Annotated in this window: 17 protein-coding genes; 2 read left to right on the plus strand and 15 right to left on the minus strand. The window is 67.0% G+C overall.

Features of this window, described 5'->3' with window-relative positions; translation table 11 throughout:
* Window positions 1–201: 201 nt before the first annotated feature.
* The 6 genes from XaplCFBP3123_RS05790 to XaplCFBP3123_RS05815 form a co-directional block, all read right to left on the minus strand.
* Complete coding sequence (locus XaplCFBP3123_RS05790) at window positions 202–1,602, minus strand: glycoside hydrolase family 28 protein (protein ID WP_104533125.1); 1,401 nt, start codon at window positions 1,600–1,602, stop codon at window positions 202–204.
* A gap of 323 nt (window positions 1,603–1,925) precedes the next feature.
* Window positions 1,926–3,044, minus strand: a complete 1,119-nt coding sequence (gene rodA / locus XaplCFBP3123_RS05795) for a rod shape-determining protein RodA (RefSeq protein ID WP_104533126.1) — start codon at window positions 3,042–3,044, stop codon at window positions 1,926–1,928.
* Complete coding sequence (gene mrdA, locus XaplCFBP3123_RS05800) at window positions 3,041–5,101, minus strand: penicillin-binding protein 2 (protein WP_104533127.1); 2,061 nt, start codon at window positions 5,099–5,101, stop codon at window positions 3,041–3,043. The genes rodA and mrdA overlap by 4 nt, the downstream gene beginning before the upstream one ends.
* A gap of 3 nt (window positions 5,102–5,104) precedes the next feature.
* Window positions 5,105–5,590, minus strand: coding sequence for a rod shape-determining protein MreD (gene mreD / locus XaplCFBP3123_RS05805; RefSeq protein WP_104533128.1), 486 nt, complete (start codon window positions 5,588–5,590; stop codon window positions 5,105–5,107).
* Window positions 5,587–6,780 carry a rod shape-determining protein MreC gene (mreC, locus tag XaplCFBP3123_RS05810; RefSeq protein WP_104533129.1) on the minus strand — a complete coding sequence of 398 codons (1,194 nt, stop codon included), beginning with the start codon at window positions 6,778–6,780 and terminating at the stop codon, window positions 5,587–5,589. Before mreC ends, mreD begins: the two co-directional genes overlap by 4 nt.
* A 172-nt stretch (window positions 6,781–6,952) precedes the next feature.
* Window positions 6,953–7,999 carry a rod shape-determining protein gene (locus XaplCFBP3123_RS05815; protein WP_104533130.1) on the minus strand — a complete coding sequence of 349 codons (1,047 nt, stop codon included), beginning with the start codon at window positions 7,997–7,999 and terminating at the stop codon, window positions 6,953–6,955.
* Window positions 8,000–8,286: 287 nt separating this feature from the next.
* Between XaplCFBP3123_RS05815 and XaplCFBP3123_RS05820 the strand changes: the two genes are divergently transcribed.
* Both XaplCFBP3123_RS05820 and XaplCFBP3123_RS05825 read left to right on the plus strand, forming a co-directional pair.
* Complete coding sequence (locus tag XaplCFBP3123_RS05820; protein WP_104533131.1) at window positions 8,287–9,219, plus strand: carbohydrate kinase family protein; 933 nt, start codon at window positions 8,287–8,289, stop codon at window positions 9,217–9,219.
* A 407-nt stretch (window positions 9,220–9,626) separates the two neighbouring features.
* Window positions 9,627–11,600: a sigma-54-dependent Fis family transcriptional regulator gene (locus XaplCFBP3123_RS05825; protein ID WP_104533132.1), complete on the plus strand. Its 1,974-nt coding sequence runs from the start codon at window positions 9,627–9,629 to the stop codon at window positions 11,598–11,600.
* 83 nt (window positions 11,601–11,683) lie between these two features.
* Here XaplCFBP3123_RS05825 and XaplCFBP3123_RS05830 read toward each other — a convergent pair whose 3' ends face one another.
* From XaplCFBP3123_RS05830 to XaplCFBP3123_RS05870, 9 genes are all read right to left on the minus strand, one after another.
* A complete protein-coding gene (locus tag XaplCFBP3123_RS05830; RefSeq protein WP_104533133.1) occupies window positions 11,684–14,062 on the minus strand; it encodes a TonB-dependent receptor in 2,379 nt (792 codons plus the stop codon).
* 11 nt (window positions 14,063–14,073) lie between these two features.
* Window positions 14,074–15,180, minus strand: coding sequence for an S-(hydroxymethyl)glutathione dehydrogenase/class III alcohol dehydrogenase (locus XaplCFBP3123_RS05835; RefSeq protein ID WP_104533134.1), 1,107 nt, complete (start codon window positions 15,178–15,180; stop codon window positions 14,074–14,076).
* Between the two features lie 35 nt (window positions 15,181–15,215).
* Window positions 15,216–16,277: a beta-propeller fold lactonase family protein gene (locus XaplCFBP3123_RS05840; RefSeq protein WP_104533135.1), complete on the minus strand. Its 1,062-nt coding sequence runs from the start codon at window positions 16,275–16,277 to the stop codon at window positions 15,216–15,218.
* Window positions 16,274–16,930 carry a c-type cytochrome gene (locus XaplCFBP3123_RS05845; protein WP_172453088.1) on the minus strand — a complete coding sequence of 219 codons (657 nt, stop codon included), beginning with the start codon at window positions 16,928–16,930 and terminating at the stop codon, window positions 16,274–16,276. The genes XaplCFBP3123_RS05840 and XaplCFBP3123_RS05845 overlap by 4 nt, the downstream gene beginning before the upstream one ends.
* 25 nt (window positions 16,931–16,955) lie before the next feature.
* Window positions 16,956–18,719 (minus strand): quinoprotein dehydrogenase-associated putative ABC transporter substrate-binding protein, encoded by a 1,764-nt coding sequence (locus XaplCFBP3123_RS05850; protein WP_104533136.1) that lies wholly within the window; start codon window positions 18,717–18,719, stop codon window positions 16,956–16,958.
* A complete protein-coding gene (locus XaplCFBP3123_RS05855; protein WP_343125485.1) occupies window positions 18,716–20,731 on the minus strand; it encodes a methanol/ethanol family PQQ-dependent dehydrogenase in 2,016 nt (671 codons plus the stop codon). The genes XaplCFBP3123_RS05850 and XaplCFBP3123_RS05855 overlap by 4 nt, the downstream gene beginning before the upstream one ends.
* A gap of 500 nt (window positions 20,732–21,231) precedes the next feature.
* The gene (locus XaplCFBP3123_RS05860; RefSeq protein WP_104533137.1) at window positions 21,232–21,855 is read right to left on the minus strand and encodes an HAD family hydrolase; all 624 of its coding nucleotides are present in this window, start codon (window positions 21,853–21,855) and stop codon (window positions 21,232–21,234) included.
* 148 nt (window positions 21,856–22,003) lie between these two features.
* The gene (locus tag XaplCFBP3123_RS05865; protein ID WP_104533138.1) at window positions 22,004–22,723 is read right to left on the minus strand and encodes a hypothetical protein; all 720 of its coding nucleotides are present in this window, start codon (window positions 22,721–22,723) and stop codon (window positions 22,004–22,006) included.
* Window positions 22,724–23,133: 410 nt separating this feature from the next.
* A complete protein-coding gene (locus XaplCFBP3123_RS05870) occupies window positions 23,134–25,083 on the minus strand; it encodes a M1 family metallopeptidase (protein WP_172453122.1) in 1,950 nt (649 codons plus the stop codon).
* Window positions 25,084–25,140: the final 57 nt, after the last annotated feature.

Genomic DNA, 25,140 nt, shown 5'->3' on the forward strand with positions numbered 1-25,140 from the left:
TGGGGAATGGGGTGCGTGCTGTTCGTGTGCGGACCGGGGTTGTCTGGTGAACCGGGCTATGGGCTGACGAGGCTTTGCGTTCGGCGCCATGCCGTGGGCCTGCTTCTGGTTTCTTCACTAGACGGCATGACCGGCCGGCTTTGGCGTTCCCTTCGACGTCGATCCAGCCGTCAGGCGCGGCCGGGGGCCGCGCCTGGTCGATCACAAGGCCGGGAAGCGCGGCGCAGCCGAGCAGGTGGGCACGCTGCCGCTGAGTTGCACGGTGGGCGTGGTGACATTGGTGCCGGTCGGGGTGAGCGCGCTGTTGCTGAGCCCGATCCGCGCGTCGCTGGCGGTGACCGCGGTATTGCCGCTCGCCACGTTGGCCAGCGTCAGGTCCAGCGGCGTCTGCGCATCGAAGCCTTTCAGGATCCAGCCCTTGCCCTTGAGGCCGGCATCGCCGGTGGTACGCAGGCCGTCGACGACGATCTCGCTGAAGCTGGGCTTGGTGCCGCTACCGCCCGTCGAATAGAACGGGTTGATCACCAGCGGGCTGGTCACCCCGTACAGGCAGGTAGTGCGATAGGTGACCAGGCTGACCGGGCCGCCCTTGGCGAGGCTGGTCTTGATGCGCAGCCCGGTGTTGTCGGTGCTGCGATTGCCGGCGTCGTCGGTGGCAGTGATGACGTTGTTGCCGACCAGCACGTTGTTGACACCGGACATCACTTCGCTCCCGATCGAGATGCCATGGGTGCCGTAGCAGCGGTTGTCGCGCACGGTGATGTTGCCGGACCTGGACGCAATGGTCTTGATCGCCACGCAGTCGTCGCCGCCCATCACATCGTTGTCGATCAGGCTGGCGTTGACCACGCTGTCCAGATCCAGGCCATCGGTATTGGGGCTGGTGGCCGGCGACTTCACCCGCACGCCCCAGATGGTCAGGCCATCGACGATGTGCGCGAAGAAATGGAAGTACGCCGCATTGATCAGATTGACGTTGTAGAGGGTGAACGTAGTGGAGTTCTGCACCTTGATCAGGTCCGGGCTGTTCTGCACCTTGCCGGCGTTCTTGGCGTTTTCGCCGAACTCCCACCAGGTGGTGCTCTTGCCGAGCATGGGCAGGTCGCCGCGTCCGTCGATCGTGCCCTGACGCCCGCCGGTGCGTACTCCCATCACGCCCGACTTGGTGCCCTTGATGCTGATCAGCGGCAGGCAACCACCGCTCTTGGAGCCAGCAACGCCGCAACCGCTGCCGTAGTCGGCCGGATTGCGCGAGCCGTACAAGGTCACGCCCTGATCGACGACTAGGGTGACGCCGGTAGGAATCGACAGCGGGCCGGTGAGAAACGCATTGCCGGTACCGGCCTTGAGCAGCACGCTGCCGTTCTTGCCGGTGCAGGCAGTCAGCGCGGCCTGGATGGTTTTGGTGTCGGGCGGCGCGCTTTCCAACGCGGCGTTGAACAGCCGACCGCTCGGCGTGTGGCTGGCGCTCACCGGCTGGCAGGTGGCAGGAATCGCCGGCTGGGAGAGCGCGCGCGTATCGCCGGTGGCAAGGGTGATGGCGCCGGCGTGTGCGGCGAACGTCAGACAGACACCGCCGATGGCGGCGGTTAGCAGTTTCATGGGAGAAGTCACCTGAAAGAGGAATGGCGCGTGCCGGCAGCTGCAACGCGACACGGCCGCGGGCAGGACAGCGGTCCATCGGACTCTACGGCGCAACGCCCTCACGCACAGAAGGTGAGCGAACCCGAAGCCGCATGCGCGAAGCGGCCCTGCGTCGGTCTCTCGTCATTGCAACGCAGCGTTCAGAACCGCGCCCGCCGTGCGAAGCGTCAGCCGCCCGACATGTGCCTGTCGCAAAGCGGCGTAGTGCGCTTGGCCAGCTCTGGTGCGTTCTTTCGACGTGGGCAAGCAACTGTCACCGTTGGCTGCAAAACCGCGCCGACTCAATACCCATGCACCGGGCGGTGCGCCTTGACCGCCATCACCAGGCCCAGCCCGGCCAGCAGCGATACCGCCGAGGTACCGCCGTAACTCATCAGCGGCATCGGCACGCCCACCACCGGCAGCAGGCCGGAAATCATGCCGCCGTTGACCAGCACGTAGACAAAGAAGGCCAGCCCGGTGGCACCGGCGATCAGGCGCGAATAGGTGTCGCGCGCCTGCGCGGCGATCCACAGGCACCGCGCGATCACGATCAGGTACAGGCTGAGCACGGTCGCCACGCCGATCCAGCCGAACTCCTCGCTGAGCACCGAGAACGCGAAGTCGGTGGTCTGTTCGGGAATGAAGTTCAGATGCGACTGCGAGCCCAGCCCCCAGCCCTTGCCGTCGAGGCCGCCGGAACCGATCGCGATCTTGGACTGGATGATGTTCCAGCCGGCGCCCAGCGCATCGTTTTCCGGGTTGAGGAACATCATGATGCGGTCCTTCTGGTAGGGCCGCAGCAGCCAGAACCAGGCCACCGGCGCGGCCGCCGAGATGCCGCCCACGCCCACCGCCACCCACCACCACGGCAAGCCGGCCAGCAGCAGCACGAACACGCCGCTGGCGGCGATCAGCACGCCGGTGCCGAAGTCCGGCTGCAGCATGATCAGCGCAGTCGGTACGCCGATGATCACGCCGGTCACCAGCACGGTGGAGATGCGCGGCGGCAACGGCATGCGGTGCAGATACCAGGCCGCCATCATCGGCAGGCTGATCTTGAGCAGTTCGGCCGGCTGCAGGTAGAACAGTTTCAGATCCAGCCACTGGCGGCCGTATTTGCCGGTGCCCAGTGCGAACACCGCCAGCAACGGCAGCATCGACAAGCCGTACACCCACGGCGTCCAGGCGCGCAGGCGCAGCACCGACATGCGTGAAATCCCCCACATCGCGGCCAGGCCGATGACGAAGCGCACGGCTTGCGCCATCACCAGATGATCGCCGTTGGCGGCGCCGCCGGCGCTCTTGAGCACCGACAGGCCGATCACCATCAGCGCACCCAACGCCAGGCACAGCACCCAGTCCAGGCTGCGCGTGAGGCGCACGACCATGTCCACCAGCCAGCGCAGGATGTCACTCAATGGTCGGTTTCCTGGACCGCATCGGGTACATCCGGTACCACCGGCTGCGCCGGCGTATTCGGGTCCAACGCCACGGCGGCCTGGCCGATCACCACCGGCAGCTCGGCCAGCGTGGCCGCGGCCGCATCGCCGGCCTGGCGCGCATCGGTGGCGCCTGCTTCGAACTGGTTGACGCCCACGGCGGTCATGCCGAGCTCGCTGTCCAGCGGCTCCAGGCCGGCGGGCAGCTTGCCGAGCAGCCAGGCGTCGAAGATCTTGCGTGCGATCGGCGCTGCCGAGCTGGTACCGAAGCCGCCGCCCTCCACCGCCACCGCCACTGCGATGACCGGGTTGTCGGCCGGTGCGAAGCCGACGAACAGGCCACGGTGACGCAGATGCATCGGCAGGCTGCGCGGGTCCACCGCGGCCACGCCCTTGCGGCTGACCACCTGCGCGGTACCGGTCTTGCCGGCCATCTGATACGGCGCACCCGGCGTGATCGCATACCCGGTGCCGCCGGGGCGCATGGTGTCCATCATGCCCTCGCGCACCACCTGCACATGCGCCGGGTTCGGGCTGATCGGCTTGCCCGGCGGCTGGATCATCGGCTGCCAGGGGTGATCGAAGCCGGTGCGCTGCTCCAGCACCAGATGCGGGCGCAGCAGCAGCCCGCTGGCGATCGCCGAAATGCCGCGCACCAGTTGCAGCGGGGTCACCTTCCAGTCGCCCTGGCCGATGGCGATGTTGACGGTGTCGCCGGGATACCAGCGCTCCTTGCGGGTTTTGTACTTGTAGGCCGGCGACGGCAGGATGCCGCCGATCTCGCCGAGCAGGTCCACCCCGGTCGGCTGGCCGAAGCCGTACTCGCCCAGGTAGTGGTCGAAGCGCTCGATGCCCATGTCCACCGCCAGCCGGTAGTAATAGGTATTGACCGACTGGGCGATGGACTTGCGCAGATCGGTCCAGCCATGGCCGCCGCGATGCGAGTCGCCCCAGCCGCGGCTGACCCCGGGCAGGTAGAACATGCCGGTGGACAACACCCGGTCTTCCGGCCGACGCAGGCCGCTGTCCAGGCCGGCCAGCGCGATCAGCGGCTTGAGCGTGGAGCCCGGCGCCACGCCGCCCAGCACCAGCCGGTTGAACTGCGGCCGCGACGGGTTGTCGTTGAGCATCTTGAAGTCGGTATGCGAGATGCCGTTGACGAACAGATTGGGGTCGTAGCTGGGCAGGCTGACCATGCCCAGGATCTCGCCGGTGCGCGGGTCCATCGCGATCGCCGCGCCTTCGTGCTCGCCGAACGCGGCCACCATCGCCCGCTGCAGGTCGGCATCCACCGACAGGCGCAGGTCCGCGCCCGACTGCGGCGCGACCCGACCGACGGTACGGATCGCCCGCCCCTGCACGTTGGTTTCGACCTGCTCGTAACCGACCTGGCCGCGCAGGTCCTGCTCGTAGTAGCGCTCCAGCCCGGACTTGCCCATGTGGGTGAGCGCGGCATTGCCCTCGCCCAGCACCGCCAGGTCTTTTTCGTCGATGCGGCCGACGTAGCCGATGATGTGCGCGAACAGCGGGCCGTACGGATAGCGCCGGGTCAGGTACGGCTCCAGCTCCACCCCGGGAAAGCGCCAGCGCTCCACCGCAAAACGCGCCATTTCCTCGTCGCTCATGCGCAGCTTGAGCGTCACCGGCAGAAAGCTGCGGCGCGCGCGACGCTCGCGATTGAAGCGCTCCAGATCCTCCGGCGCGATCGGGATCACCTTGCCCAGCGCGGCCAGCATGGCGTCCATGTCGTTGACCTTGTCCGGGGTCACGTCCAGGCGGAAGGCCGGCACATTCTCGGCCAGCAGCCGGCCGGTGCGGTCGTAGATCATGCCGCGCCCCGGCACCACCGGCTTGGGCTTGATGCGGTTGGCTTCCGAGCGCGTGGCATAGACCTCGTGGTCGAGCACCTGCAGCTTGAAGTACCAGCCGCCCAGGCCGACCAGGCAGATCACCACCATCACAAAGCCCAGCACCGCACGCCGACGGAACTGCTCGGCCTCCGCATGCGGGTTCTTGGAGTGGCGACGCCCGTGCATGGCTTACTTCTTGCTCCGCTTGCCCAGCCGCACCGCATCCAGCAACACGAACAGCGGCGGCCACAGCGCCATGCCCAGGAGCGGCGCCCACCAGTAGCTCCACGGCAGGGTCGGCTCGCCCACCGCCAGATGCACGGCCGAGGAGACGATGCGGTCGTTGAGCAGCAGCCCGCCGATCGCCAGCGCCTGCTGCGAGACCGGGAAGAAGCGCATCCGCGCGCGGAAGCGCTGCAGGATGAAGGTCATGATCACCAGCCGCAGCGCCTGCTCGCCGAGCAGCCCGCCATACAGCAGGTCGGCCAGCACCCCGGCCACGAAGGCGATGCCCAGCCCGACCCGGTCCGGCTCCTCGATCACCCAGTACGCCAGCACCAGCGCCAGCCAGTACGGCCGCAGCGGCTGCACCACCAGCGGCAGCGGCAGCAGGCCCAGCACCAGCGCGATGACGATGCTCGCCGGCAGGATCCAGGTGTTGCGCATGCGGGTCATTGCTCCGTCTCCTGCGGAGCCGGACGGGAATCGGGAATCGGGAATGGGGAATCGGTAGGAGCGCTGCCCTGCGGCGGTGCGGTGGCTGCGCCCTGGTTGTTTCGGGGCCGGGAATTGGGAATAGGGAACCGGGAATTGGTAGGAGCGCCACGCTGCGGCGTCGCGGTGGCTGCGCCCTGGTTGTTTTGGGGACGGGAGTCGGGATCCGGGAGTTGGGAATTAGCAGGCACAGCCCCTTGCGACGATGCAGGTGCTGCGGCTTGCCTGGTCAATCGCGCGGAGGGCGTCGCCTCGGCGCCGTTGCCATTCCCGATTCCCGATTCCCGACTCCCGGCCCCCGGCACCACGCGTAGCGGCTTGCCGGCGCGCAGCAACAACACATCGCGGCCGCGATCCAGCTTGGCGGCCGGGGTCAGTTCGCCGACCAGGAAGGCGTGGGTGTCGTCCGGATGCAGCTCGGACACCTTGCCGACCGGGAAGCCGGCCGGGAAGCGGCCACCGAGGCCGGAGGTGACGATTTCATCGCCCACCTGCACGCCGGCACTGAGCGGGATGTCGCGCAATTCCAGCCGGTCGCCGCGGCCGTAGACGATCAGGCGCACGCCGTTGCGCGCCACGCTGACCGGCACCGCGTGGTCGGGGTCGGTCAGCAGCAGCACCGTCGAATGCAGCGGCGTCACTTCGATCACCTGGCCCATCAGCCCGCCGGCATCGATCACCGCCTGGCCCATCAGCACGCCATCGCGGCTGCCGGCATCCAGCATCAGGCGCTGCCGGGTCGGGTCCAGGTCGATATCCAGGATCGGCGCCAGCTGCACGTCCAGGCCGCGGCGCTCGGCGACGTTGAGCAGTTCGCGCAGCTGCGCATTGTCCAGCGCGGCGGTCTGCAGGCGGGTCAGGCGCGCGTTGGCCACCAGCAGCTGATTGCGCAGCGAGCGGGTTTCTTCCACCAGTTGCGCATGGGTGGCGGCGTTGTCGCGTACCTGCGAGCCGATCCGCCCCGGCAACCCCGCCACGGCCCAGATCGGCTGGATCAGCAGATTGGCCTGCAGACGCGCCTGGCTCAGCCACCCACCCCGGCTATCGAGCGCGATCAGCACGATCGCCAGCACCAGATAGACCAGCAGCCGCAGCGTGGAGGTGACTTCGCCCGGACGGGAGGCGACGGGAGGACCGGCGTAGGAGGGCACTGTCAGGGCCGGGAATGGGGAATCGGGAATGGAGAATCGGGAAGCAGTCGGCTGTCCCCGAGACGGTTGAGGCGAAAACTCACATGGGCGGAACCGCGTCGCAACCGCTCAGGGCCCCAGGCAGGGAATGCTTTCACGATTCCCCACTCCCGATTCCCGATTCCCGTCCCCATCACTCCGGCGCGAAGAACTCGTTGCCGTGCATGTCCACCAGCTCCAGCGCACGACCGCCGCCGCGGGCCACACAGGTGAGCGGGTCGTCGGCCACCTGCACGTGCAGGCCGGTTTCTTCGGAGATCAGGCGGTCCAGGTCGCGCAGCAGCGCGCCGCCGCCGGTGAGCACGATGCCGCGCTCGGCCACGTCGGCACACAGTTCCGGCGGGGTCTGTTCCAGCGCCAGCTTGACCGCGGAGATGATGCCCGACAGCGGCTCGTGCAATGCCTCGAGCACTTCGTTGGAGTTGATCTTGATCATCTTCGGCACGCCTTCGGCAAGATTGCGTCCGGAGATTTCCATCTCCTGCACCTCTTCCTGCGGGTAGGCGCAGCCGATCTGCAGCTTGATGCGCTCGGCAGTGGCTTCGCCGATCAGCATGCCGTGGTTGCGGCGCACGTAATTGGTGATCGACTCGTCGAAGCGGTCGCCGCCCACGCGCACCGACTGCGAGTAGACGATGCCGTTGAGCGAGATGACCGCCACTTCGGTGGTGCCGCCGCCGATGTCGATGACCATCGAACCGCGCGCCTCGGTCACCGGCATGCCGGCACCGATCGCGGCGGCCATGGGTTCTTCGATCAGGTAGACGTCACGCGCACCGGCTTCTTCCGCCGACTCCTTGATGGCGCGGCGCTCGACCTGGGTGGAACCGGCCGGCACGCACACCAGCACGCGCGGGCTGGGGCGCAGGAAGCGCGACTTGTGCACCTTCTTGATGAAGTGCTTCAGCATTGCCTCGGTGTAGGTGAAGTCGGCGATGACGCCGTCCTTCATCGGGCGGATCGTGGTGATGTGGCCCGGGGTGCGGCCGAGCATCTGCTTGGCCTCGGCGCCGACGGCGGCCACCGAGCGCGTGCCGCCGATTGCGCGGTCCTGACGCACCGCCACCACCGAAGGTTCGTTCAGCACAATGCCCTGCCCGCGCACGTAGATCAGCGTATTGGCCGTGCCCAGGTCGATGGACAGGTCGTTGGAGAACATGCCACGGAGTTTCTTGAACATCGAGGGAGCCGTTCCTGAAAGAGTCGCTTGCCCTGTCGCCAATGCAGAAACAACTGGTCGATAAGCGGGCAGAAAACGAAGTCCGCTAGCCTAGCAATCCCCCCCGGTGCGGGCAAGGAAAAATCGGCCGTTGCGGCGGCGTTTTCATGTGCCGGTCACGCCGGGCATGGTGTGCGGTTGTGGCCCTGATCGGTCGCAGCCGTTACCCTTTGCGCCGCGGCGCTCGCGCCGTCCCGCTGCCATGCCCGGCAACTGGCGGGTATTTCCCAACGCAAAGGCCTGACTCGATGTCCGCACTGATCTGTGGTTCCCTCGCCTACGACACCATCATGGTGTTTCCGGACCAGTTCAAGAACCACATCCTGCCGGACAAGGTGCACATCCTGAATGTGTCGTTCCTGGTCCCGCGCATGCGCCGCGAGTTCGGCGGTTGCGCCGGCAACATCGCCTACAACCTGCATCTGCTCGGTGGCGCGCCCATCCCGATGGGCACCGTGGGCCAGGATTTCGGCCCGTATCGCGAACACTTCGAAGCGTTGGGCATCGACCTGTCGCGGGTGAAGATCATCGACGAGCTGTTTACCCCGCAGGCCTTCATCACCACCGACCACGATAACAACCAGATCACCGCGTTCCATCCGGGCGCGATGATGCGCAGCTACGAAAACCACGTGAAGGACGTGCCGGGCGTGACCCTGGGCCTGGTCGGCCCGGACGGGCGCGAGGGCATGATCCAGAATGCGGAAGAGTTCGCTGCCGCCGGCATCCCCTTCATCTTCGACCCCGGCCAGGCAATGCCGTTGTTCAACGGCCCGGAACTGCGCCAGTTCATCGAGCAGGCCCAGTACGTGGTGGTCAACGACTACGAATCCAACCTGCTGCAGGAACGCACCGGCTGGAACGAAAAGGACATCGTCTCGCGCGTGCAGGCCTACATCACCACGCAGGGCCCGAAGGGCGCGCTGGTGCATACGCCGGAAAAGACCTACGACATCCCGCCGGCGCACGAGCGCCGCGTGGTCGATCCGACCGGCTGCGGCGATGCCTTCCGCGCCGGCCTGATCTACGGCATCCAGGGCGGCTACGACTGGCTGACGATCGGGCGGATGGGCAACCTGATGGGCGCGCTGAAGGTGGAGCATCCGGGCACGCAAAACCAGCGATTTGATTTCAGCGAATTCAACGACCAGTTCAAGCAGCAGTTCGGCTACGCGCTCTGACGCTGGCCTGATCCGCAGCGCCGAGCCCGCCTGACCCTTCTCCCGTCGGGAGAAGGTGCCCCGCAGGGGCGGATGAGGGTACGTGCGAAGCCTCGTGCAGCTTGAAAGTGACGCGGGCTTCGCCGCGCCCCCTCACCCCAACCCTCGCTCGCGCCGCGGCCCCGCGCCAGCAGCGCGGGCGCTGCGAGGCACGCACGCCAGTGGCGTGCCAGCTGTGCCTTCTCTCGCCCCGAGGGGAAGGGGGCGAGTCGCATACACCCGCTGCCAAGCGGATAGCGGCCATATCCGGCACCTGAGATCGCTGGACGCGGCCTCGCAGCACCACGCAATTTGCTGCAATGCAGTTTGAGCATGGGACCGATCTGTGCCTCTACTGACGCTTCGCGCCCACTGAGGAACGCTGGCCCATGTCCGAGCCAAGCGTTGTCGCCGCCACGTCCATCGTCTTGCCGGAGATCGAACCGGATGCGCTCCGGCAGATCCGCCGGCTGCGCGACATCGCGCCGCTTGCCGCACCACTGTCGCGCTCGTGGCGGCGCTGCCTGGACGATTACGCGTTGTTGCCCGAGGCAGCCCCCGCGCCGCTGGTGCACGATGCGTTGCATGTGCGCGAGCGCCAGCAACGTCTGGGCGATGTGCTGCGCATTGCCAAGGTGGAGATGGAAAACCTCTACGAGCAGATCGCCGGCAGCGGCTATGCAGTGATCTTTGCCGACGCCGAAGCGACCGTGCTGCACAGCGTGCACGACCCCACACTGCTACGCGAATTCCGCCAGGCAGGTCTGTTTTGCGGCGCCAGCTGGGCAGAGTGTCATCAGGGCACCAACGGCCTGGGCACCTGCGCGGCCGAGCGCACTGCGGTGAGCGTGCATCGCGGCGAACATTATCTGACCCGCCATCTGCCGCTGTCGTGCAGCGGCGCGCCGATCCTGGACCCGCATGGCGGCCTGCTGGCGGTGCTGGATGCGTCCACCCCCAACGCGCAGGACGGCAAGCAGACCCAGCGCCACACCGTGGCCCTGGTGAGCATGTCGGCGGCGCAGATCTCGCGCTCGCATTTCCTCAACCAGTTCGGCCATGCCTTCATCCTGCGCTTCCACAGCCGGCCCGAGTTCGCCGGCCTGCTGCACGAGGCACTGATCGCGATCGATACCGACGGCCGCGTGCTGGCAGTCAACGAGGCGGTGCTGGAGCAACTGGGCAAGATCGATCGCAGCCAGCTGGTGGGCCGCAATATCGCGCAGGTGATGCAGTTGGATTTCGACACCCTCGAGCACCGCGCAGGCAGCGATGCCGGCACCTTGTGGTCGATCCGCTGCGCCTGCCACGGGCGGCGGTTCTACGCACTGGTGCGTCCGCCGCGCGCGCGCGCTGCGCTGCCGGCGGTGGGCGGGCCGGCGCAGCTGGCACCGGATACCGAGCTGCAACCCGGCGAGCATGTCGGCTCGGATTCGCGCATGCGCCACAACCTGGCCAACGCGTTGAAGCTGGCCGCGCATCGGGTGTCGATTCTGCTGCGCGGCGACACCGGCACCGGCAAGGAGGAGTTCGCCAAGGCGGTGCACCGTGGCTCGCCGTGGGCAGGCGGCGCCTTTGTGGCGATCAACTGCGCGGCGATTCCCGAGGCGTTGATCGAGAGCGAATTGTTCGGGTATGCACGCGGCGCATTCACCGATGCCGCGCGCGAAGGCCGCCATGGCAAATTGCTGCAGGCCAGCGGCGGCACGCTGTTCCTGGATGAAATCGGCGACATGCCGCTGCCCTTGCAGAGCCGCCTGCTGCGCGTGCTGGAAGAACAATGCGTCACTCCGCTGGGCAGCGAGCGCGCGGTGCCGCTGGAGCTGCACGTGATCAGCGCCAGCCATCGCGATCTGGCCCAGCGGGTGGCGGCCGGCGAGTTTCGCGAGGACCTGTATTACCGGCTCAATGGCGTGGTGCTGCATCTGCCACCGTTACGCGAGCGCAGCGACAAGGCCGAGCTGATCCGCACCCTGCTGCGCGAGGAAAACAGCGAGCACAGCGTGCGCATCAGCGAAGAAGCGATGCACAAACTGCTGAGCTACGCATGGCCGGGCAATCTGCGCCAGTTGCGCAATGTGCTGCGCACAGCCGCAGTGTTGTGCAGCGATGGGGTGATCCGCCTGCCGAATCTGCCGCAGGAAATCGTCGATGCCGGCAGCGCACCGTGCCTGGTCGATGGCCGCGCGGTGGCCGCCGACGACATGCCCGGCCGCGTCGCACTCGACCAGGCCGAGCGTCTGGTGTTGCAGCAGCAACTCGAACGCCATCGCTGGAACGTCAGCCGCACCGCCGATGCCCTGGGCATCAGCCGTAATACGCTGTATCGCAAGCTGCGCAAGCACGGCCTGGATACCGGGTGAATGGGGAATCGGGAATGGGGAATCGTAGAGCTAACGCCCTGCACTTACCGATTCCCGATTCCCGATTCCCCATTCCTCCGCGATCAGAGCGCCCAACGCACCCCGATCAGATACTGCCGCGGTACGCCCGGTGCGAGAAACCGCGCCGGGCCGGTTTCCACGGGTGCCTCCTGCGGGCGCGCCAGTTCGCCATCGGGGAACACGTCTTCGGCCACGGCTGCGTACGTGGCATAGCGGCGGTTGAAGACGTTGTCGACGCGGGCGAACAGCGACAGCCGCTCACTGACTTGCCAACGTGCCTGCAGGTCCACCAGCGCGTAGCCGGCGGTGCCGATGTCGATGCGCTCGGATGCGGACTCGCCGTCTTCGGCGTTGTCGACCTGGCCATCCTCGTTGCCGCTGGCCACGCGCCCGGAGACCGCACGTACCCCGGCGCCCAGCGTCAGCGCATCGTGCTGCCATTCCACGCCGAGCTTGAGGTTGTGGCGCGGCAACGCCGCGATGCGCAGGCCCGGCCGCAAGGCGATCACGCGCTCGCCGGATAGCAGCTCGCCGTCGCTGCGGTAGGTCGCATCCAGAAGGCTGTAGCCGGCCGACCACTGCCAGTTGCCGCTGTGCAGGCGCAGCGTCAGATCCGCGCCTTGATAGCGGGTGCGGCCGACATTGTCGAAGTATCCCAGCTGCGTGTCCGGTGCGCGCAGGAACAGGATGTCGTCGCGATTGTTGGCGCGGTACACCGACAAACTGGCGTTGCTGTTGGCAGATGGCGCCCAGCGCGCGCCCAGTTCATAGGTGCGCGAAACGATCTGCTCCAGGCGTGGGTCGGCCTGCAGGCCGGTCGGCAATCGACACGGCTGGGTGGGATCGGCGCAGCCCAGTTCGATCGCGGTTGGCGCACGGCTGTTTTGGGCGACCGAGCCGTACAGCGTCAGCCCCGAATCGAGCCGATGGGTCAGACCCAACGACGGGTTGGCCTTGGCATAGACGAAACGCTCGCGTGGGCGGTCGCCGTCTTCGGCGGTGGAAAGGATGTTGTCCACCACCACACGATTCCAGCGCACTGCGGCGGTGAGATGGGTGGTGGCGTTCAGTGCCCAGGTGTCGGCGACGAACACGCCCAGCGTCTTGGTGCTGCCGCGCACGCCGGAAAAGAACGCACGCTCGGCATCCGGATCGGCGGCAACCGAGCGGTCCGGCTGCACCCAGCCATCGCGCGCGAATTGCCGATAGCGCACATGACCACGATCGAAGGTCACGCCGGTGCTGAGCGCATGCGCGCCCCATTGCTTGCTCAGGTTGAGCGCAAGCCCCTGCGCCTCCTGGAGCATCTGGGTGGTGTTGAGCGCGCCGGTGGGCAATGCATCGGCATCGGCGCGTGCGACATCGCAATCGGCATCCAGCGCGCTGCCGTCGGCGGCGTAGCCGGAGGCGCATTCTTCGACGAATTCTTCGTAGTCCTCGCCGATATCGCCATTGACGGTGTCGCGGCGGCCCACGCGCGAGTAGGCCAGTGCATGCAGTGCGGTGTCCGCATCGAAACGATGGTCCAGTTGCACGGTGAACAGCGTATTGCGATTGCGGGTGAGATCGGGCGAGGTGTACACCGCGCGGCGGTCGGCGCGATACAGGCCGGGCTGTGGGCCTTCGTCGGTGTAGCGGGTGTCCGGCAGCAGGCCGTTGCCGATCAGGCGGCTGCGCCCGTGCAGCACCGACAGGCTCCAATCGGTCTGCTCGCCTTGCTTGCCTACCTTGCCGAACAGCGTGCCAAGACGTCCTTCGGAGGCATCACGCCAGCCGTTTTCGTCGAAGCCGGTGACTGCAACAAAGCCATGCCAGCCGTCTTGACTGGCGAGGCCGTAACTGGCGTCCAGCCGCTTGCGCGCGCCGCTGCCGATGCTCACTTCGCCCTGCAATCCCGGTGCGGTGAGGCCCGATGCGGTGGACAGCACCACCGCGCCACCGAGCGTGTTCGGCCCGAACAAGGGATTGGAGCCGGGCATCAGGGTCACCGCGTTGATCGCCGACTCGGGCAGCATGTCCCAGCTGACGATGTCGGCGAACGGTTCGTTGAAACGCACGCCGTCCAGATACACCGACACGCCTTGCGAAGCGCCAGGCAAGGCGGAGGCACGGAAACCGTGGAAGGTGAGATCGTTCTGGAACGGACTGCCTTGCACATCGTTGCCGTCCACACCGACAAAGCGCCGCTGCAGCAGATCGCTGAGGTTGTTGCTGCGCCCGCGCGACAGCTCGCCATTGGTGGCCGATTGCACCATGTACGGCAACTGCGCCGCGTCGATGGTGGTGCCGGGAATCGGTGTGGCGGTGACCTCGATGCGGTCCAGCCAGGTCACCTGCGGCGCGTCGGCCGCCATTGCCAGCGCGCTGCTCGCGAGCAAGGCGCTGGCGCCTGCCATTACATGATGGTGCAACCTTGCGGTGCTGCGTGTGCCTGCTGCCATCTGCGTCTCCCTCAATAGAGCACGATCGATTTAATGCCGCGCGCCGCACGTAAGTCCGCCAGCGCCTGATTGATGTCGTCCAGCGCCAGGGTGCGCGTGATCAACGGGGCCAGCTGGATGTCGCCGTGCAGGTAACGCGCGACATAGCCCGGCAACTCGCTGCGCCCTTTCACTCCGCCGAACGCGCTGCCGCGCCACACCCGCCCGGTCACCAGTTGAAACGGGCGCGTGCTGATTTCCTGCGCGTCGTCGGCCACGCCAAGGATGACGCTCTCGCCCCAGCCCTTGTGGCAGCACTCCAGCGCCGCGCGCATCGCGCCGACATCGCCCACGCATTCGAAGCTGTGGTCGGCGCCGCCGTCGGCGAGGTCCACGATCACCTGCTGGATGGGCGCACCGTAGTCGCGCGGATCCAGGCAGTCGGTCGCCCCCAAGGCACGCGCCAGCGCGAACTTGGCCGGGTCGATATCCACCGCGATGATGCGCCCGGCCTGCGCCAGCACCGCGCCCTGCACCACCGACAAGCCGATGCCGCCCAGGCCGAATACCGCTACGCAATCGCCGGGCCGCACATGCGTGCTGTTGAGCACCGCACCGACGCCGGTGGTGACCGTGCAGCCAAGCAGGCAGACCTGATCCAGCGGTGCATCCGGCGGGATCCGCGCGACCGCGATCTCCGGCACCACGGTGTATTCGGAAAACGTGCTGGTGCCCATGTGGTGCAGGATCGGCCGCCCGTGCAACGAGAACCGGCTGCTGCCATCGGGCATCAGGCCGCGCTCCTGGCTGCTGCGGATCGCCTGGCACAGGTTGGTGCGACCGGAGCGGCAGAACTTGCACACGCCGCATTCGGGCATATACAGCGGGATGACGTGATCGCCGGGCTGCACGCTGGTGACGCCGATGCCGACCGCCTCGACGATGCCGGCGCCCTCCTGCCCCAGGATCACCGGAAAGCTGCTCGCCTGCCCGTGCGCCAACGCATGCGCATCGCCGTGGCAGATACCGGTGGCGACCAGGCGTACCAGCACTTCGCCGGGCCGCGGCGGCTGCAGGTCCACCTCTTCGATGGTCAGCGGCTGGTGCGGACCCCATGCCACCGCAGCGCGTGTCTTCATCCGGCCTCCCTGGCGCGCTGCGGCATGGCCGCCACTCAGCGCGCGATGACCACGCCCCACGGCAACTCGCCGACGGGGATCTGTTTGATCTGTTGCAGTGTGGCGGTATCGATCACGCTCACCGTGTTCGAGCGCCCGTTGGCGACATACAGCTTGTCGCCGGCCGGGGTCAGTGCCGGATTCCACGGCCTTACCCCCACCGCAATCTCGGCAAGACTGCGCGCAGTGTTGGTATCGATCACGCTGACCGTACCGGCACCGCCGTTGGACGCATACAGCCGCGTGCCATCGGCCGACAACGCCACGCCCGCCGTGCGCACGCCGGCCGGCAGGCTGGTACGGCGTTGACGCGTGTCCAGGTCGATCACGTCCACCACGTTGGCGGTCTCCTGCGCGATGTAGACGCTGTGCCCGTCGGGCGCGAACGCCATGCCGCGCGGATGGCCACTGGTGGCGACCACGCCACGCGAGCGACGGGTGGCCAGCTCGATCATGTCCATGTCGTTGGAGCCCTCGTTGCTGGTGAGCAACCACCGTCCGTCCGGCGTGTAGGCGCAATGCTCCGGTGCCTGCCCGCGCGTGGCGATCACCTGCTGTACGCTGAACTGCGCCGCATCGATCAACATCACCTGGTTCTGCCCTTCCACGCACACCGCGAATTGCTTGCCGTCCGGCGACAGCGCAATGCCCTCGGCGTTCTCGCCGATCTGCACGCTGCGCAGCACCGCGTCTGTTCCGGTATCGAGTTCGATCAGGCGATGATGCTCGGCATCGATCAGATACAGATGGCCGTTCGGGCCCGGCAACACCTGCTGCAAGCGCTTGCCCAGTTGCCCCTGCGCGCTGAGCGTGCGCACCACCGTATCGGTGTGCGTATCGATCACCGACACCGTACCGCTACGTTGATTGGGCACATACGCAAACACCGGCGGTGTCGATGGCGCCGGTGTCGCTGCGGGAGTCGCAGTCGTCGTTGTCGCCGGCGCAGCGTTGGACGCCGGCGGCTCCGCATCGCGCCGGCAACCGGCCAAGGTCAGCAGCACGCCCAGCGCGGTGGTCGCCAGGACGCGCTGCCAGCCGATGGGCGCTGGCCTCATTGCGCCTTGCCCGCGGTCTTGTTGATCGAATGGATGAAGGCGAGCAGTTTCTCCGTATCGCCCGGCTTGAGCACCGGCGCGAATGGTGGCATCTGCCCGACCACTTTCTCATGCCCGACACGGGTCTTGCCGTGGGTGATCATCGCCGCGGTGCCCTCGCTGATCAGCGTACGCAAGGTGTCGTCGTCGCTGCCGTAGACCCAGATGTCGTTGGTCAACGGCGGGCACATGCCGCCGCCACCGGTGCCGCCGTGACAGGCATTGCAGCCGGCCGAGAAATAGATCTTCTTGCCTTCGGCGATCAGTTCGGGAGTGACCTTGACCTCCGGCCCCTTCGGGATCGGCACCACAGTGGCGGGCGCTGCGGGCGGGGTGGACGGATCCGGTGCAGGCCCCGCGGCCGGGTTGGGCACCCCGGCGGTCGCCGCTGCGGGCGCAGCTGCAGGCGAGGCGCTGCCGGTGGCCGGCGCAGGCGTGCCGGCAGCCGGCGGAGCGGCGGCCTCGGACGCGGGCGGCGGTGCCTCCTTGCCGCAGGCGGCCAGCAGCATGCTGAGCAGCACCGCGCACAACGGCGCGCGGACGGAACGATCGAAACAACCCACGGTGGACTTGCGCATGAACGAACCTTTCTGATCGGAGGGAACACCGCGCACCCCGTGCACGCGGCGGGTGACACAGTCATTGCCGGGATGGGCGCTTGGCCTCGGTGAGCAACGTGGCCAGCGCGCTATCGCCGCGCGCCTGCGCCAATGCGGCGGCGGTCTTGCCGTCGCGATTGCGTGCGGAAGCGTCGGCACCGGCTGCCAGCAAGCGCCTGGCCATCGTCTCGCGCCCGGCCGCGGCGGCCAGCATCAATGCGGTGACGCCAGCCTGATTCGCGTGGCCGACCTCGGCACCGCCTGCCAGCACCGCATCGAGAATTTCCGGGTCGTCGCGCGCCACTGCAAACATCACCGGGGTGAAGCCGGTGGGATTGGCACGCCGCACGTTCGCCCCCGCCTTCAGCAATGCCTGCACCACGCCGACATCGGCGTAGGACACCGCCAGCTCCAGCGCGCTCCAGCCATCGCCGGAGACGGTGTCCACCGGCGCACGCTTGCCGAGCAACCTGGCCACACTGTCGGCATCGTTGGCCCAGGCCGCCTTCATCAATGCGGTCCAGCCGCTGGCATCGCGTGCATCCAAAGCTGCACCGGCATCGAGCAACAAACCGACCAGGTCCGGTTCCTGATTGCGGATGGCCTGATGCAGCGGCGGCTCGCCGAGCAGGTTGGGACGATTGGCATCGGCGCCATGCCGCAACAACCACGCCGCACGCACGCCATCGCCGGCATCCAGCGCATGCGCCAGCTCCTGGTTCGGGTCGGCACCGTCGGCGATGCGCAGTTGCAGCTGCGCCAGTTCCTGCGACGACGCGGCCGGGCTCGGCGCTTTCGACGCTGGCGTCGGCGTCGCATACGGCCCGTGCGATGCCAGATCGCCGGCCACCACGCAGTCGCTACACCGCACCAGCGGCACGTGGTAACTGCGCAGGATCTGCGCGATCTTTGCCGCGCTCTGTTGCATGGCCGCGTTCAACGCATCGCGCAGGTCCGCGTTCTTGCGCGACACTGCCCACGCCATCGAGTATTCCAATACCGAATCGTCGATGGTGTTGAGCTGCACCACGCCCAGCCCGCTGCGTTGCGCGTAATAACCGGCCACCGGGCCCCAGGATTCGGCCGCATCCAGTTCGTTGGCGGCGACGCGTTCGACCAGCTTGCCGGGATGTTCTTCCGGCGCGGTGGCCGAGTCGTAGAACAGGTACTGCACATCGCCGCTGATGCCGTGCTCGTATAACGCCTGGCGTGCGGGCGAGCTCTGGAATACGCCGAGCCGCAGCTTTTTCAGCCCCGGGTCGTCCAGCGATGTCGGTACAAGATCCAGACCCTTGCGCGTCACCAGCACGTAGGCCGAGCGATACAGCGGGCGCGTGGTCAGGCCTTGCTCGAAATCGCTGTTGAGATCCATCAGCACATCGCAGCGGCCGGCATTGATCGTGCTGCGTGCCAGCCCGCGTTGGTAGTAGGTGCGCCACTCGTATTCCAGGCGCCGGCCCATGGCATCGGCCACGACCTGCGCGATCTTGTTTTGGAAACCGTCGCCAGCCTTGTTGGACAGCGGCATGTTGCCCGGGTCGGCGCAGACCCGCAGCACATGCGGGTCGGGCGCAGGCGGCGGGGCATTCGCCGCGACCGGTGCCGCAGTGGATGCAGCCGCCGCAGTAGGCGCCGCATCGGAATGAGAAGCGCGAGCCGTCGGTGAGGACGGCTCGCGGGTGCAACCTGCGGCGACGAGTCCGAGGCTGCAAACCACCAGCACCCGACACAGCTGCCGGTGCATGCCACGCGCACCGGCGGCGAACTGCCGGTGCGCGCGTCCAACGCCGTGCCTGGAGCTCATCGTGCCGTCTTCGCGACGGCGTTGGCGGCGCCGCCGCCTGCCGCTGCAGTGGCGGTGGTACCGGCGGTCACGGTCTTGCCCGCACCATCGATACGGAAGGTATGCACCATGCCGCCGAGCGGGATCTTGTCGAAGCCGGCGCCGAACGCCAGCCCCGCAGCCCCCAGGGCGCCATACGGATCGGACGGATCCAGACCTGCGGCCACCGGCAGGCCGATCCAGCCGCCGATGCCGGAGAACACCGCCACGTACTGGTGCCCATTGGCCTTGTAGGCGATCGGGTTGCCGATGATGCCGGAGGGCAGTTTCATCTCCCACAACTTCTTGCCGGTGTCCTTGTCCACCGCACGGAACCAGCCATCCAGCGTGCCGTAGAACACCAGCCCGCCGTCGGTGACCAGGGTGCCGCTCCATACCGGGAACTTCTCCCTGATCTCCCACTTGGACTTGCCTTCCACCACATCGAAGGCCTTGACGATGCCCAGCGCACCCGGCTCATTGGGTTTCATCATCACGTTGGCGAACACGTACGGCAGGCCCATCATGGTGTTGCCGCGTTCCTGCGGCTCCAGTTCCATATGCCAGTTGTTGGTGCCGCAGAAGAACACTGCCGCATTGGCCGGATCCACCGAGCACGGCTGCTGGTCCTTGCCGCCCATGGCCGAGGGAAATGCCTGCACTTTCTTGCCGCGTTCCAGCGGCGAATGCGCGGCCACCTTGACCGGGCGGCCGGTCTTCATGTCGATGCGTTCGGCCCAGTTGGCCGGCACGAACTTGTGCGCGCGCAGCAAGGTGCCGTCGCGACGATCGAGCACGTAGGCAAAGCCGTTGCGATCGAACTGCACTACCGACGGAACCTGCTTGCCGTCGATGGTCAGATCGACCAGGATCGGCTCGTTGATGCCGTCGTAATCCCACTGGTCGAACGGCGTCTTCTGGTAGCCCCACACCGCTTCGCCGGTATCGATCTTGCGCGCGAACAAGGTCATCGACCACTTGTTGTCATGTTCGCCGTTGTTGCATTCCTCATGCGAGGTCTTGCCGCAGCGATACGACGGGCTCCACAGGCCGGGATTGCCGGTGCCGTAGTAGAGCAGTTTCAACTTCGGGTCGTAGCTGTACCAGCCCCAGGCCGCACCGCCGCCACGCTTCCATTCGTCGTTGGGAAAGGTCTTGACGCCCAGATCGCCGAGCTGACCGTGCTGCGGATTGGCCTTGTTGAAATCCGCACCCAGGCAGATCGCCTTGTCGGTGCCGGCGGCAGCGCAGGACCAGGACTGCTTGCCATCGGCCAGGTTGTAGGCAGCGACACGACCAAGCACGCCGAACTCGTTGCCGCTGATGCCGGCCACCACTTTGCCATCGGCGATGATCGGCGCCATGGTGATGGTCTCGCCCTTGTCCGGGTGCGCGAGTTTCTGCTTCCACACTTCCTTGCCGGTCTTGGCATCGAGTGCGATCACATCGCCGCTCAGGCTGCCGAACACCAGCTTGCCATCGGCATACGAGGCGCCGCGGTTGACCGTATCGCAGCACGCCACCGCGACCGAGCGCTCGTCCTGCTGCGGGGTGTACTTCCACAGCACCTTGCCGCCGTCGTCCTGCGCCGCCAGGTCGATGGCGAACACATTGTTCGGATACGCGCTGACCATGTACATGACGCTGCCGATCACCAGCGGCTGGCCTTCGTGGCCGCGCGTGGCATCGGTCTTCATTTCCCACGCCATCTTCAGATTCTTGACGTTGTCGCGATTGATCTCGGCCAGCGGGCTGTGCCGGGTGAGCGCGAAGTCGCGCCCGATGCCGCCCCAGTTGTCCGGATTGCCGGCATTGGCGGTGAACTCGCTATCGGTATCGACCACGGCGGCCGCCGGCGCGGCGGCGGGAGTGGCGGCCGGTGCAGGCGTTGTCGTTTCCGTAGCGGCGTCTTTCTTACAGCCGGCCAACGCGGCGCTCAGCGCAAGCATGAGCAGCACGCTGCTGCGCAGGCTGCGACAGGAAGATTGGTGCATATACGTCTACCCCTCTCGATTGAACAACCAGTCGGTTGAAACATCCCGCGGCGCAGGCGTTGCACCCGCCAGTTGCGTCGCGGACGTCGGAAACGTCGAGAGGGAAAGAGCAAGCGCCATGCCAGCGCGCTGATGCGATGCACCATGCCGGGGCAGTGGGGGTTTGCTGTGATGGCAGTCGCTTGCGCCAGGTGCACTGTCACGCTTCTGGCACAGTTTGCGCCGGGCGTGCTGTGACATTGGTGGCGCAGCTTTGCCTTCTCCCGCCGGGAGACGGTGCCCAAAGGGCGGATGAGGGTACGGCGTCGACAGCGGTGTAAGGTCTGGCGTAGGTTGGCGTGTGGCGAAAAATTCAGCAGCTCTCAGGCCCTTCGGGCGCAAGGTATTTCCCTCCAATGCGCTGACGGTGCCTCAATCGTCCTCGTCATCCAACGACACGCGTTTAGCCACGCATCGCTATCCATCCTTCCGCACTCGTCGCCTACTCGCGAAACGTCACGCTAGCCGTCCCACTGCGCCAGCAACTGCGTGCAATCCTGCAACCGCCAGTCGGCAAGTCCCGGCCACGGATCGCCGGGCGTATTGACCAGCACGGTGCAGGCACCGGCTGCACGACCACAGGCCAGGTCGTTGTGGTGATCGCCGACCATGACCAGTGCTGCACCGTCCACCGCCCAGCGTCGTGCGAAGTACTGCAGGCCGTCGGGTGCGGGTTTGGGGGCGGCTTCATCACGGCCGACGATGTCGTCCCAGGCGAATGCATCGTGCAGGCCGATCGCCTGCAATGTCACCTGTGCCAATGCGCGCGCGTTGCGGGTCAGCATGCCGAGCCGGCATCCGGCTGCCTGCAACGCGCGCACCAATGCCACTGCGCCCGGTGCGGGCCGTGCGGTCTGCGCGAGTTCACGCTCGTGCTCTAGCAACCAGGCGTGTCTGGCTGCGGCCTGGTCGGCCGGCAGCGATGCCAGGTGATGCAGGATGTCCGCCTCGGGCGGAATGTCCAACGCACGCCGGATCAACGCGAAATCATGCACGGCTTCGGTCAGCGTGCCGTCCATGTCGAACACCCAATGGCGGTAACCGGACAACGCGGGAGAGATCTGTGTGATGGCCATACCGTCCATACGTGCGAAGACTCGAGAGATGGTTGACGCAACACCGCAAGCCTCATCAGGTGAACGCATACCTCGCACACTCACCCGAAAGGACGGCACTCCATGCCGATGCAGTACACCGGCTGCGCGCCTGGTGCCGTGCAGCCGGCGGTCGTGCCTACTTCCAGCCAGGCATCTGGGTGGTCTCCAGGCCGCCCACGTCGAACTCTGCCGTGCGCGTGCCGCCGGCTTTCACCGGGAACGCGATGCTGATGCGCTTGGCATTGCGCACCAGCTTCCACAGCGCCTTGTCGTCGTCGATGAACATCGCGATCGCTTCATCGGTGTCGGGGCGGTGCGCGGCCATCGCGCGTGGTGCGCCACCATCGGCCGAGACCTGCACCTTGCAGCCGCCATAGCAGTTGAAGTCGCCGGCCTTGAGCACCAGATAGCTGTGGCGCTTCCACTGCGGGTGATCGCGGAACACCAGGCTGACCGGCTTGGGGCCGCTGCCGTCGACATCCACACGGTTCTTGGCCTCGATCATCGCCGAGCGCTGCGTGCCGCCCTTGGCCGGCACTTGCGAGTACTGCCACAACGCCTGCATGCGGCGTAGTTCACGCGCCTGTTCGCCCTTGGCCTTGATGTCGGCATAACCGGGCTCGATGCGTGTGGCCGCCGCCGTGCCCGGGAAACCTTCCAGCACCGCAGCGCCATGCGCACGCGCCATGTCCCAGTTCCCGGCCTTCACCGCCTCGTCGTATTGCTTGGCGAGTGCATCGGCCTCGTGTTCTTTGGCTTGCGCCTGCGCGGTTTCCTGCGCCTGGCGTTGCGCCTCGCGATCAGTACAGCCACTCACTGCAGCGACGCACAAGGCCGCGCTCAGCAGATACTTCATCGTCGACTCCGGAATGCATGAAAAGCAGCGGCAACGATACCAGCCTGCCCGCATGACCCGCGATCAAACCGCCGCACACCGTAGGAGCGCACCCGGGCGCGACGGGGCTTCACCGGGAAAGCCCTGTCGCGCCCGGGTGCGCTCCTACGACAGTGATTGCAGGGCACGGTGCGGCGCTGCAAGCGGCGGGAGGGCGTGCACCCGGGCGCGATGGGGCTCCGCCGGGAAAGCCCTGTCGCGCCCGGGTGCACTCCTACGACAGTGATTGCGGGGCACGGTGCGGCGCTGCAAGCGGCGGGAGGGCGTGGGGCTCCACCGGGAAAGCCCCTGTCGCGCCCGGGTGCGCTCCTACGGCGGCGATTGCAGCGATGGAAGCGGCGGGAGGGCATCTGCAACGCCCTCGCCCGCCATTACGGCTGCGTCGGCGGGGGCGCCTTGGCCTTGGCGATCATCTCGGCCACCGATGCGGTGGTGATCGGGTGGTAGCTCGGCTTGGCCTTTTCGAAGGCCTGCTCGGCGAAGGCGATGCCGTCCGGGGTCTTCAACAACTCGGCGTAGATCGGCAGCACCAGCTTGCGGCGGCCGACGCGTTCGATGAACCCGCCTGCAGCGGCGCGCGCATCGGTGTAGCCGCTGCGGATCGCCAGCGGATACCAGCGCATGGCGATTTCGCCGTTCGGAGTGCCGGTGAAGTGGTAGGCCTCATCCAGCTGCTTGAGCTGCTCGGGCTTGAGCGTGGCGCCCATGCCGCTGAGGAAGTGCACCCACTCCTGCGTGCCCCAGTCGCCGGTGACCTGCTTGCTCGGCAGCGTGCCGCTGCCGCTCCAGGCGATGCGTGCGGTGTCCACGATCGAGAAACTGCGCGAGCGCGCCTTGCTGGCGAAGGCCGGGATGCCGGGCTGCTTCAACCACGCATCCACCTCGGCCGCGCTGACCGTGTTGGGATGCTTGTCCAGCAGGTTCTTCTTGAGGTAATCGACGAACTGGGCGGTGGTGGCGCTCTGGAACGCATGATCGTCGAACCAGCCGCGCAGGAACGGGTCGAATACCTCGCGTCCGAAACGCTGCTCCAGAAACTGCAGGAACCACGCGCCCTTGACGTAGGCCACCTGGCTCAGGGCCTCATCGGGGTCGCGCTCGGCCAGCGGCGGCAGTGCCAGCGCCTGGTCGGCCGGCGCCATGCCCTTCACCTCGGCCAGCAGATCGCCCTGGTCGATCTCACGTTCCATCTCGGCCATCTCGGCGCCATACAGCGCCTCGGTGATGCGGGCCTGCACGTAGGTGGTGAAGCCTTCGTTGAGCCAGATGTCCTTCCAGCTGGCGTTGGTCACCAGATTGCCCGACCAGCTGTGCGCCAGTTCGTGCGCCACCAGCGAGACCAGCGACTTGTCGCCCACGATGACCGTGGGCGTGGCGAAGGTCAGACGCGGATTCTCCATGCCACCGAACGGGAACGACGGCGGCAGTACCAGCATGTCGTAACGGCCCCAGCGATACGGGCCGTAGAGTTTTTCGGCGGCACCGATCATCTTTTCGGTGTCTTCGAATTCCTTGGCGGCCTTGTCGGCCATGGCCGGCTCGGCCCATACGCCCGAGCGCGCGGAAATCGGCTTGAACACCACATCGCCGGCGGCGATCGCCAGCAGATAGGACGGAATCGGCTCGGGCATCTTGAAGCTGTAATCGCCGTCGCGCGCGGCCTTGGGGTCGTTGTCGGCGCTCATCAGCACCATCACGTCCGGGCGCGAGGTCACGTGCGCGCCATAGGTGAAGCGCACGCTCGGCGTGTCCTGCAACGGCACCCAGCTGCGCGCGTGGATCGCCTGCGACTGGCTGAACATGAAAGGCAGCTGTTTGCCTTCGGTCATCGACGGCTCAAGCCACTGCAGGCCCGAGGCGGTCGGTGCGGTGTGATAGGTGATCACGACCTTGGCCGGCTGATTCGGCGCCTCGATGGTCAGCTTGCTGCCGAAGGTCTTGTCGGCCGGCGCCAGCGCGAACTGCAGCGGCGCCAGGCCACCCTTGCCGTCGTCGGCCTGCACCTGCGCGATGCTCAGCTCGCGCGTGTCCAGCACCAGTTGCTTGGCGGCCTTGTCCTTCCACTCCAGCGTGTAGGTGGCGGTGCCGCCAATCTGCTTGTTGTCGAAATCCAGCTTCAGGTCCAGCGACAGATCCTTGATGACTACCAGCTGCGGCTGGGCGTAGGAACTTTCGTCGTGGTTGCGGGCGTCTGCTTTCACGGGGGCCTTGGCGGTGGCGGCCGGCGCGGCGGTGCTGGCGGCCGGCGGCGTGGACTCATTGGAACAGCCGGCCAGCGCGATGGACACGGCCAGGGACAGCGACAGGAACGGGAAGCGCATCGACGGCACCGCAGCGAGGGAATAGGGCATTTTAACGCCCCGGGCCGTCGCCTGCCC

The sequence above is a fragment of the Xanthomonas arboricola pv. populi genome (assembly GCF_002939945.1).
GTDB classification, from domain to species: Bacteria; Pseudomonadota; Gammaproteobacteria; order Xanthomonadales; family Xanthomonadaceae; genus Xanthomonas; species Xanthomonas arboricola_A.

What these genes read in the sequence shown, in the direction of transcription:
- XaplCFBP3123_RS05825 (WP_104533132.1), top strand. Translation starts at nt 9,627, where the DNA reads ATGTCCGAGCCAAGCGTTGTCGCCGCCACGTCCATCGTCTTGCCGGAG.
- mreD (WP_104533128.1), bottom strand. Translation starts at nt 5,590, where the DNA reads ATGACCCGCATGCGCAACACCTGGATCCTGCCGGCGAGCATCGTCATC.
- XaplCFBP3123_RS05870 (WP_172453122.1), bottom strand. Translation starts at nt 25,083, where the DNA reads ATGCGCTTCCCGTTCCTGTCGCTGTCCCTGGCCGTGTCCATCGCGCTG.
- XaplCFBP3123_RS05815 (WP_104533130.1), bottom strand. Translation starts at nt 7,999, where the DNA reads ATGTTCAAGAAACTCCGTGGCATGTTCTCCAACGACCTGTCCATCGAC.
- XaplCFBP3123_RS05790 (WP_104533125.1), bottom strand. Translation starts at nt 1,602, where the DNA reads ATGAAACTGCTAACCGCCGCCATCGGCGGTGTCTGTCTGACGTTCGCC.
- XaplCFBP3123_RS05820 (WP_104533131.1), top strand. Translation starts at nt 8,287, where the DNA reads ATGTCCGCACTGATCTGTGGTTCCCTCGCCTACGACACCATCATGGTG.
- XaplCFBP3123_RS05865 (WP_104533138.1), bottom strand. Translation starts at nt 22,723, where the DNA reads ATGAAGTATCTGCTGAGCGCGGCCTTGTGCGTCGCTGCAGTGAGTGGC.
- XaplCFBP3123_RS05835 (WP_104533134.1), bottom strand. Translation starts at nt 15,180, where the DNA reads ATGAAGACACGCGCTGCGGTGGCATGGGGTCCGCACCAGCCGCTGACC.
- XaplCFBP3123_RS05855 (WP_343125485.1), bottom strand. Translation starts at nt 20,731, where the DNA reads ATGCACCAATCTTCCTGTCGCAGCCTGCGCAGCAGCGTGCTGCTCATG.
- mrdA (WP_104533127.1), bottom strand. Translation starts at nt 5,101, where the DNA reads ATGCACGGGCGTCGCCACTCCAAGAACCCGCATGCGGAGGCCGAGCAG.
- XaplCFBP3123_RS05830 (WP_104533133.1), bottom strand. Translation starts at nt 14,062, where the DNA reads ATGGCAGCAGGCACACGCAGCACCGCAAGGTTGCACCATCATGTAATG.
- XaplCFBP3123_RS05850 (WP_104533136.1), bottom strand. Translation starts at nt 18,719, where the DNA reads ATGAGCTCCAGGCACGGCGTTGGACGCGCGCACCGGCAGTTCGCCGCC.
- XaplCFBP3123_RS05860 (WP_104533137.1), bottom strand. Translation starts at nt 21,855, where the DNA reads ATGGACGGTATGGCCATCACACAGATCTCTCCCGCGTTGTCCGGTTAC.
- XaplCFBP3123_RS05840 (WP_104533135.1), bottom strand. Translation starts at nt 16,277, where the DNA reads ATGAGGCCAGCGCCCATCGGCTGGCAGCGCGTCCTGGCGACCACCGCG.